Raw genomic sequence first — 8705 nt, 5'->3', positions numbered from 1 at the left:
GTTTATTCATGAGCGATGCACTCAAAGCATTGAACAATCTTCGTACGCTGCGTGCTGAAGCACGTAATATTGAGGTTGCGGTATTAAACGAAATGCTGGAGAAGTTTGCCGTGGTGGTCGCCGAACGCCGCGAAGAGACGGCTGCAGAGAGTGCTGCACAGCGCGAAAAAGAAGAGAAGCTGGCGTTATATAAAGAGATGCTGCGCAAAGACGGCATTACAATTAATGAACTGGCGCAATTAAACCAGGGTGAAACGAAGAGCAAAGCAAAACGTGCACCGCGTCCGGCGAAGTATAAATTTACCGACGAACAGGGTAATGAGAAATTCTGGACCGGTCAGGGTCGTACTCCCTCGCCGATAAAGTCAGCGATTGACGCTGGCGGTTCGCTGGATGATTTTCTGATTTAATCCAGTCGCAGGAAATCGGGGCGGAACCGGCTAATTGCCGCATCACCGCCCCTGTATCGCGGCACCCTAAATGCTTTCATGCAATCCTTTCATGCATTCCTTTCATACAGTGTGCCGCGAGGTGATCAGGCCATTACGCCTTCCCACACCCGCCCGTCAGATTAACGCTGCACAGGCGCGCGCAATGCGTTTACCCGCCTCCTCAACGCTATCGATATCCGTGGCGATCGATAAACGGAAATACGGCGACAGGCCGTAAGCACTGCCCGCCACGCCGGACACACCGCTCTCCAGCAGATAATTCAGCACATCCTGTTCATCATGCAGTACGGCGCCGTCAGGCCGGGTTTTGCCCAGCAGGCCAGCACAGCGACAAAAGACAAAAAATGCGCCCTGAGGTTGCAGCACTTCAATGCCGGCCACCTGCTGCAACTGCTGCACAATGACATCGCGTCGCGCCTGATACGCGGCGCGCTGCGGGGGCAGAAAATCGAGCCCACCGTTAAAGGCCGCAACCGCCGCCGCCTGGCTGATGGCGCTGGCGCCAGAGCTGTTCTGCGACTGCACCACCACCATGGCATCAATCAGCGGCTGCGGCCCGGCAGCAAAGCCAATGCGCCAGCCGGTCATGGCATAAGTTTTCGACACGCCTCCCACCAGCAAAACGCGTTCAGCCAGTTCCGGCGCCACCTGCAGCAGACTAACGTGCTGACGATCGTCAAACAGGATATGTTCGTACAACTCATCCAGCATAATCAGCACATTGGGATGATCGCGCAGCACCATAGCCAGGGCCTGCAACTCCTGTGCGCTGTACACCATGCCAGAGGGATTGCCGGGATTGTTCAGCACCAGCCAGCGGGTTTTCTCAGTGATCGCCTGCGCCAGCTGCGCCGGCTGCAGCTTGTACTGCTGCTCAAGCGGACAAGGCAGCAGCACCGCCTCGCCACCGTTGAAACGCACACTGTCCGGAAAAGTTGGCCAGTATGGCGTGGGCACAATCACCTCGTCGCCGTCGTTTAGCGTCGCGGCAAACGCGTTGAAGATGATCTGTTTTGCGCCGTTGGCGATACAGATTTGCTCCAGCGCGTACTGCAGCTGATTCTCGCGCGCCAGTTTGGCCTGCACCGCTTTACGCAGCGCGGTGGTGCCATTGGTCGGCGTATAACGGGTTTCACCGCCATCCATCGCGGCGCTGGCGGCGGCACGGATGTGCGCGGGCGTATCAAAATCCGGCTCACCGGTGGTGAGGTCAAGAATATCCACGCCCTGCTCTTTTAGCTGGCGCGTCAGCTGACGTGCCGCCGCGTTAGCCGAGAGCGACACAGACTGTACGCGCTTCGATAGGGTGATCATGTTTCGCTCCTGTCTCTCACACTACCGGCAGGCCGAGGTTTTCACGCAGCGTGGCGAACTCGTACTCTTCGCGGAACAGACCGCGACGGCGCAGTTCCGGAATCACCAGCTCCACAAACAAATCAAGCTGCTCGGACATGATCGCCGGCATGATGTTGAAACCATCGGCACCGCCCTCGTTGAGCCACAGCTCAAAGTCATCGGCAATATCCTGCGCGGTACCGACGATTACCCGGTGACCACGCGATCCGGCGGCTACCGCAGCCAGTTCGCGCAGCGTCAGATTTTCACGTTTCGCCATGTCGGTCATCAGTTTCACGCGGCTCTGGTTGCCTTCACCCAGCGGCACTTCCGGCACCGGACCGTCGAGCGGATACTGGCTCAGATCCATATTGAAACGCAGCGAGAGCTGACGCAGACCGTTGTCGATATCAACCAGCGTGTTGAGCTCTTTCCACAGCGCTTTGGCCTCTTCGCGCGTGCGGCCAACAATCGGCATCACGCCAGGCATGATCACCACGTGATCCGGATTGCGTCCGGCGGCAATCACCTGATCTTTCTGCGAACGGTAGAAGCTTTGTGCTTCTTCCAGGCTGGCCGAGGCGGTGAAAATCACCTCGGCGGTCTCTGCCGCCAGCTTCTGCCCATCGCTGGAAGAACCGGCTTCGATAATCACCGGACGCCCCTGCGGTGAGCGGGTAATGTTCAGCGGACCCTGCACCTGGAAGTGCTCGCCGACGTGGTTAATCGGCTGAATTTTGTCATCAATGAAGTACTGACCGGTCTCTTTGTTGGGCTGCACCGCCCCCGCCTGCCAGCCGTCCCACAGCTTATAGGTGACATCGAGGAATTCACGCGCGCGCGCATAGCGCTCCGCATGATTAGGCATATCGCTGCGGCTGAAGTTACGCGCCACATCGGTAGAGAACGACGTCACCACGTTCCAGGCGGCGCGGCCGCGGCTAATGTGGTCCAGCGACGAGAAGCTGCGCGCCATGGTGAACGGGTCGCTAAAGGTAGTCGAGGCGGTCGCCGCCAGGCCAATACGCTTGGTGTTGACCGCCAGCGCCGACAGCAGCGTTAACGGCTCCAGACGCGCCATGGTGGAAGGCAGACGATACATGCTGGTCGCCAGTGCATCACCCACGAAGAACAGATCAAACTTACCGGCTTCGGCTTTTTTCGCGATGGTGATCAGCCAGTCAATATCCGTCGGATCGCCCAGATTTTCCGTCAGCCGCCAGCCGCTCACGTGCTGTCCAACCGGTTGCACAAACAGCCCTAAACGGATGCGGCGTGAAGATGAAGTAGCCATATTTTTTCCTGGTCAATAAAAGGGTCGATAACAATTAAAAGGCGTTCTCGGTCGCCAGCAGCGCCTGCTCTAAGGCATCCGCGCTGATGCGGAACGGCAAACGTTCGGCGCTGGCCGCCGGGAATTTGATCTGTTCAGCAATGCTTCTGATGGCTGCGCGACGATCGCCGTGCAGCGGCGCTAAGGTCAGCGGCATATCATACTGCCGCAGCAGCGCCAGCAGCGCGGCGTCCGGCTCACCGTCGTGCTCAATCAGCGACTGCACCAGCAGGCTGTAACCGACTTTTTCACCGTGCAGCCAGTGGTGCAGCTCCGGCTGATGGGTCAGACGGTTATGAATGGCATGGGCAAAGCCTGGCGTTGGCAGCACGTCACGCACGCTGTTGGCCAGGCCGGCCAGCACAATACTGGCATCAATCACCTTCACCAGATCTGGCGTCACGCGCTGTTGCTGGTTGGCCAGCACGGCGGCGGCACCGTGCTGGCGATAGACATCCAGCGCGCGCTGCGCGGTCATCACTTTAAGATCGAGGGCGAGATCGTGGGGGTTGTGCCGCAGATAAGGATAGAACTCGTAGTATTTAGCCAGCGCGTCGACAATGCCCGCTTTGAGGTAACGCACATCACTTTGCGCGATCACTTCGCTGTCTACCAGCACCAGTTCAGGCATTTTGCCCAGCGGCTGGCTGCGCACGTGGCCGCCCTGCGCGTCATAAATAATCGCCACCGGCGACCAGGCGGCACAGGTCGCCGCGACGGTGGCGAAATTAACGACGGTGATTTCCGGTAACTGGCTGCCGACCGCTTTAGCCGCATCCAGTACGCGCCCGCCGCCAATTGCCAGCAGCAGTTCAGCCTGCTGCTGTTGCAAATTGCTTTTCAGCGTATCAATGGCCGCGTCGGTGCATTCGCCGTGCAAATACTCGATTTCCCAGCGAATACCACAGGTTTCCAGACTTTGCGTTAATTGCGGATTAACCGCCTGCCAGGCGCGTGGAGAGGTGAAAATACGGATATGCGTAGCATAAGGTTTAATGAATTCACCGGTGCGCGCACGCAGTCCCGGTTCGTGTGCGTAGGCACGCGGAGATTTAATCGCTAACACGTTGTCACCCTGATTAGGAAAAACGCCATAACAAAATTGTTATATTTCAGAGGATTAATGCGAAATAGTTATAGCGCTATGTATTTTATGCATACTACGGTAAATGGCGATTTGTGCAATGAAAAAGCCGCCATTTCATTTTCACAAATTTGCATTAGCTTATCCGTATTTCACATATAGGCCGTCAGCGCTTTACTGCTACTCTGAGCCTTCTTTCTTTATCGCCCACCGGGCGGTTTTCCGGGGATAGCTATGACACTTGAGTTTCGTCAGGTCACAGAAGACGAAGTGGACACTTATCAGGCGCTGATGCATGCCGCCTATGCGCCCACGCTGGCGCTGGGGATCAAATTTGATGCGGCCACCGCTGACCGCGAGAAAACGCTGCGGCATCTGCAAAGCCACGGCGTGTATGCGCTGTATGCCCAGGGCGTGATGGTCTCCTCGGTCACCGTGCGTTATCCATGGGGCCCGCTGCCGGGTCCGTTCGGCCTGCCGCATATCGGCTGGTTTGGTGCTCACCCGGACTATGCGGGGCAGCAGTTTGGCCGCCAGGTTCAGGATCGCCTGGAGCAGGAAATTTTACGCGGCCAGTTACGCGCACCGGCAGTTTCGCTCGGTACCGCCATCAGCCATCCTTGGCTGATTGATATGTATCGCAAGAGCGGATTTGTGCTCATGCACACCACCGATCTCGGCAAAGGCCACATCACGCAATATATGAAAAAAGTGCTGGATGAAACCGCGCACGATGCCTGGCTGACGCGCCAGGCGGCATCACAAGGAAGCCAGGCATGAGCCAACTGAATGAAACAGCGCTGGGCGAGCAGCTGATCGCCTTTCGCCACGAACTGCATCGTTTTCCGGAACTCTCCAATCAGGAGTTTGAAACTACCGCCCGCCTGCGCCAGCAGCTGGAACAGCACCAGATTCGCATCGTTGATTTGCCACTGAAAACCGGTCTGGTGGCAGAGGTCGGTCCGGCACAGGGACCGCTGATTGTGCTGCGTTCGGATATTGATGCGCTGCCGATTGAAGAGCAGTCGGACGTCGCTTTTCGTTCGGAGCGTCCCGGCGTGATGCATGCCTGCGGCCACGATTTTCACGCTTCCGCTGCACTCGGCGCGGCGATTCTGCTTAAGCAGCAGGAGGCAACGCTGCCCGGCCGCGTGCGGATTCTGTTCCAGGCCGCCGAAGAGACCGGCCAGGGCGCGCCGGATGTCATCGCCACCGGCGCGCTGCAGGAGGCGGTGGCGATTTTCGGCATTCATAACGATCCGTCGCTGCCGCCTGGCGTGGTGGGCAGCAAAGCCGGCGCGCTGACCGCGGCGGTGGATCGCTTCGATATCCGCATCACCGGCACCGGCAGCCATGCCGCCAAACCGCATCAGGGCAACGATCCGATCGTTATCGCGGCGCAGATTGTCTCCGCGGCGCAAACGCTGATTAGCCGTAACGCCCCCTCCGCTGACAACGCGGTGGTGTCGATCACCCAGCTGCACAGCGGCAGCACCTGGAACGTCATTCCGGACAGCGCCTGGCTGGAAGGCACGGTGCGCACCTTCTCTCAGTCCACGCGTGAGCGACTGGAGCAGCGCTTCCGCGAAATCGTGCTTGGCCTTGGTGCGGCTTTTGCCGCAGAGGTTGAGTTTAACTGGCACGCCGGTCCGCCTGCGGTGGTGAATGATGCGCACTGGGCGGATTTTGCTCTGCAGCAGGCCACCGCCAGCGGACTTGAGGCGCGCGTGGTGGAAGCCAGCCCGATCGGCGAAGATTTTGCTTTTTATCAGCAACAGCTGCCCGGTGCCTTTGTGATGATCGGCACTGGTGAACCTTATGCGCTGCACCATCCGGCTTTTCGCATCAATGATGCGGTGTTACTGCCCACCTCACGCTACCTCGCGCAGCTCGCCGTGGCGGCGCTGCGCAGTCTGGAGCAGGCATGAACCTGAGCGTCGCGCTGGCTGAGCGCATCCTGCAAAGCCAGCCGGATACGGCGGCACGTGATGCCGCGCGCACTGGCGTGCAGGATTTTCTCGCTGTGAGCTGGCCGGTGTTACAGCAGCAGGTGCCGGACAGCGGCTTACCGGCGCTGCGACAGGTTTATGGCGACGGCAGCGTACGCTCACAGGCGTTACTGCTGGGCTATGCCGGCCATGCGCTGGATTACGATGATTTCCATGCCGATTTTCGCGGCCATCCCAGCGTGGCGATTCTGCCCGCGCTGTTTGCCTGGCAGCAGCAGCAGCCCGCCACTGCCGAAGCGTTCCTTGATGCCTATGTCATCGGCGTGGAAGTGGCTGGCCGGCTGGGACTGGCCGCCAGCCAGCAACACTATGCGCTGGGTTATCACAACACGGCCACGCTGGGCACGCTGGCGGCGGCGGCCGCGCTGGCACGTCTGCTGCAGCTTAATGCAACCGACTGCGCCACGCTGATCGGCATCGCGGCGACCCAGGCCAGCGGACTGCGCGCTCAGTTTGGTTCAGCGGTGAAGCCGCTGCACGCCGGACTGGCGGCAGAGCGTGCGGTGATGGCGGCGCAGCTGACGCTGGCGAAATTCGATGGCCGGCATGAAGGCGTGCTCGACGCGTTTCTCGCCGCCAGCAGTAACGGCGAGGCGCAGCCGCAACGGCTGGTGGAAAACTGGGGCGCGCCGTGGCGCATCAGTACCCCCGGTCTGGAGTTCAAACCCTTCCCCACCTGCGCCGGAACTCACAGCGCTGCCGAAGCGGCACGTCTGCTGCGGCGCGCCTGGCTGGCGGAAGGTCACTCGCTGGACTCACTGCTGGAAAATATTGATGACATCACGGTCGCCTTCCCGCCGGGTGGTGACATCGCGGCGGCAGTTCGCGTGCCGGCTAACGGCATCGAAGCACGCTTTAGCCTGGAGTACGTGATTGCCGCCATGCTGATGTACGACGATTTACGGCTGGAAGATTTTGCCGAAGGTGCACTCAATCCGGCGGTGATGCCGCTGGCGGCCAAAGTGCGTCGCACGCCGGATGCGTCCGCGCCGCCCGATGCGCTCAACCCGGCGCGGCGTTTTCATCTCGTCACGCTGACGCTGAAAGAGGGTCGTCAGCTGCAGCAGCGCCGCACGCGGCAGCAGTCGCTGGCGGATGGCGTAGATGTGGCGGCCAAACTGCGTCAGGCGCTGCGCCATGAAGTGCCGGCGCGCCAGCAGCAGTTACTGGCTATCAGCGAGCTGCAAAGCACGGCGGATTTGGCTACATTAAGCCGACTGTTGCGCGCCTGATTCCTGCCGGCGCGCGTTCTTCGCTTAAGGCTGGCGTATCATGTCTAAAACTCAGCGGCTTCCCGAACTGCTGCAATTGCTGCGCTGTCATCGCTATCCGCTGACCGCGCAGCGTATCGCCGAACAACTGCACATCAGCGTGCGCACCGTCTATCGTGACATTCTTAGTTTGCAGCAGCAGGGCGTAGAGATTGAGGGCAGCGCGGGCGTTGGCTATTTGCTGAAATCCGACGGCCATTTGCCACCGCTGATGTTTTCCCGGCAGGAGATTGATGCGCTGGTGCTTGGGCTCAACTGGGTCACCCGACACACCGACGATGAGCTTAAGTCCGCCGCGCGCCATGCGCTGGCCAAAGTCCAGGCTGTGATTCCGTCCCATCTTACGCAGAGTATCGATCACCAGTCGCTGCTGATCGCCTCCCAGGGCGAAGCCTTGTTCGAAACCCATCTGCCGCAGATTCGCCAGGCAATCCATCAGCGCAGCAAGATCAGCCTGCGCTACAAAGATCTGCAGGATAACCTCTCCACCCGCACCATCTGGCCGGTGGTGATTGGCTACTTTGAACGCGTGCGCCTGCTGTGCGGCTGGTGCGAACTGCGCCAGGAGTTCCGCAATTTCCGCGTCGACCGCATTGAAGCGATCAGCGTCACCAGCGAACTCTATCCCGGCACGCGTCATCAGTTGCTGAAACGCTGGCGGGATTATCACCATTTGCGTCACCCGGTGGACAGCGCGACACGCTAGCGACATAAAGTTGCCATAAGCGACAAAATGTCGCATACTTAGCCGCGTGCAGCAGTAATCGCAACTCAACATTACAACAGTCAGTCCATCACCGCTTTCATCCGCGAGGTAATATTCATGGCCACAAGTATTCGTTTAGACGATGACTTCGTGAGCGACGTAAAAATTCACGCTGAAGCCGCCAGCCGCAGCATTCCAAAGCAGATTGAGCATTGGGCGAAGATCGGCCGGATTGCTGAGGATAATCCGGACTTACCGTATAGCTTCATCGCTGAAGTATTGATCGCCCAGGCTGAAGTCGATAATCAGAAGGTTTCGCCGTATGTCCGCCGAACACCCCGATCCAAAACCACAAAATAGCATCGAGGTTTATCAAACACGCCGCTTTGAAAAAACGCTCGATAAATTGCCCGATACACAGCGTGCCATCGTCGAGGATGAGATCGACAGGATTGTTGATGCGCCTGAAATCGGTGAGCTCAAGAGAGGTGACTTAAACTTTTTACGCGTGCACA

Annotated in this window: 10 protein-coding genes; 7 read left to right on the top strand and 3 right to left on the bottom strand. The window is 59.0% G+C overall.

Annotation, left to right across the window (positions count from 1 at the left end; translation table 11 throughout):
• The first annotated feature begins 8 nt into the window (after positions 1–8).
• Positions 9–410, top strand: coding sequence for an H-NS family nucleoid-associated regulatory protein (locus QMM04_RS18740; RefSeq protein ID WP_021509031.1), 402 nt, complete (start codon positions 9–11; stop codon positions 408–410).
• Between the two features lie 156 nt (positions 411–566).
• Here QMM04_RS18740 and QMM04_RS18735 read toward each other — a convergent pair whose 3' ends face one another.
• The 3 genes from QMM04_RS18735 to QMM04_RS18725 are packed head-to-tail and all read right to left on the bottom strand — an operon-like array spanning position 567 to position 4186.
• Entirely contained in the window at positions 567–1766 is a 1200-nt protein-coding gene (locus tag QMM04_RS18735) for an aminotransferase class I/II-fold pyridoxal phosphate-dependent enzyme (protein WP_211726848.1), read from the bottom strand.
• Between the two features lie 16 nt (positions 1767–1782).
• Complete coding sequence (locus QMM04_RS18730; protein ID WP_058770255.1) at positions 1783–3081, bottom strand: LLM class flavin-dependent oxidoreductase; 1299 nt, start codon at positions 3079–3081, stop codon at positions 1783–1785.
• 34 nt (positions 3082–3115) lie between these two features.
• Positions 3116–4186 (bottom strand): iron-containing alcohol dehydrogenase family protein, encoded by a 1071-nt coding sequence (locus tag QMM04_RS18725; protein ID WP_211726849.1) that lies wholly within the window; start codon positions 4184–4186, stop codon positions 3116–3118.
• Between the two features lie 252 nt (positions 4187–4438).
• Between QMM04_RS18725 and QMM04_RS18720 the strand changes: the two genes are divergently transcribed.
• The 6 genes from QMM04_RS18720 to QMM04_RS18695 form a co-directional block, all read left to right on the top strand.
• The gene (locus QMM04_RS18720) at positions 4439–4984 is read left to right on the top strand and encodes a GNAT family N-acetyltransferase (RefSeq protein ID WP_282996746.1); all 546 of its coding nucleotides are present in this window, start codon (positions 4439–4441) and stop codon (positions 4982–4984) included.
• On the top strand, positions 4981–6132 hold the full coding sequence (locus QMM04_RS18715; RefSeq protein WP_058775941.1) for an amidohydrolase: 1152 nt from the start codon (positions 4981–4983) through the stop codon (positions 6130–6132). The genes QMM04_RS18720 and QMM04_RS18715 overlap by 4 nt, the downstream gene beginning before the upstream one ends.
• Entirely contained in the window at positions 6129–7445 is a 1317-nt protein-coding gene (locus QMM04_RS18710) for an MmgE/PrpD family protein (protein WP_282996745.1), read from the top strand. Before QMM04_RS18715 ends, QMM04_RS18710 begins: the two co-directional genes overlap by 4 nt.
• A 40-nt stretch (positions 7446–7485) precedes the next feature.
• Complete coding sequence (locus tag QMM04_RS18705) at positions 7486–8190, top strand: YafY family protein (protein WP_166710439.1); 705 nt, start codon at positions 7486–7488, stop codon at positions 8188–8190.
• A 117-nt stretch (positions 8191–8307) separates the two neighbouring features.
• Complete coding sequence (locus QMM04_RS18700) at positions 8308–8550, top strand: ParD-like family protein (RefSeq protein ID WP_071813632.1); 243 nt, start codon at positions 8308–8310, stop codon at positions 8548–8550.
• Positions 8513–8705, top strand: a 193-nt coding sequence (locus QMM04_RS18695) for a type II toxin-antitoxin system RelE/ParE family toxin (RefSeq protein WP_282996744.1), incomplete at its 3' end; no start/stop codon positions are given. The genes QMM04_RS18700 and QMM04_RS18695, both read left to right, overlap by 38 nt.

The sequence above is a fragment of the Pantoea sp. Pa-EAmG genome (assembly GCF_030024295.1).
GTDB lineage: Bacteria > Pseudomonadota > Gammaproteobacteria > Enterobacterales > Enterobacteriaceae > Pantoea > Pantoea dispersa.
The sequence above is the reverse complement of the archived record's forward strand: the minus strand, read 5'-3'. Positions and strand labels throughout refer to the sequence as shown.

What these genes read in the sequence shown, in the direction of transcription:
- QMM04_RS18740 (WP_021509031.1), top strand. Translation starts at nt 9, where the DNA reads ATGAGCGATGCACTCAAAGCATTGAACAATCTTCGTACGCTGCGTGCT.
- QMM04_RS18735 (WP_211726848.1), bottom strand. Translation starts at nt 1,766, where the DNA reads ATGATCACCCTATCGAAGCGCGTACAGTCTGTGTCGCTCTCGGCTAAC.
- QMM04_RS18730 (WP_058770255.1), bottom strand. Translation starts at nt 3,081, where the DNA reads ATGGCTACTTCATCTTCACGCCGCATCCGTTTAGGGCTGTTTGTGCAA.
- QMM04_RS18720 (WP_282996746.1), top strand. Translation starts at nt 4,439, where the DNA reads ATGACACTTGAGTTTCGTCAGGTCACAGAAGACGAAGTGGACACTTAT.
- QMM04_RS18715 (WP_058775941.1), top strand. Translation starts at nt 4,981, where the DNA reads ATGAGCCAACTGAATGAAACAGCGCTGGGCGAGCAGCTGATCGCCTTT.
- QMM04_RS18710 (WP_282996745.1), top strand. Translation starts at nt 6,129, where the DNA reads ATGAACCTGAGCGTCGCGCTGGCTGAGCGCATCCTGCAAAGCCAGCCG.
- QMM04_RS18705 (WP_166710439.1), top strand. Translation starts at nt 7,486, where the DNA reads ATGTCTAAAACTCAGCGGCTTCCCGAACTGCTGCAATTGCTGCGCTGT.
- QMM04_RS18700 (WP_071813632.1), top strand. Translation starts at nt 8,308, where the DNA reads ATGGCCACAAGTATTCGTTTAGACGATGACTTCGTGAGCGACGTAAAA.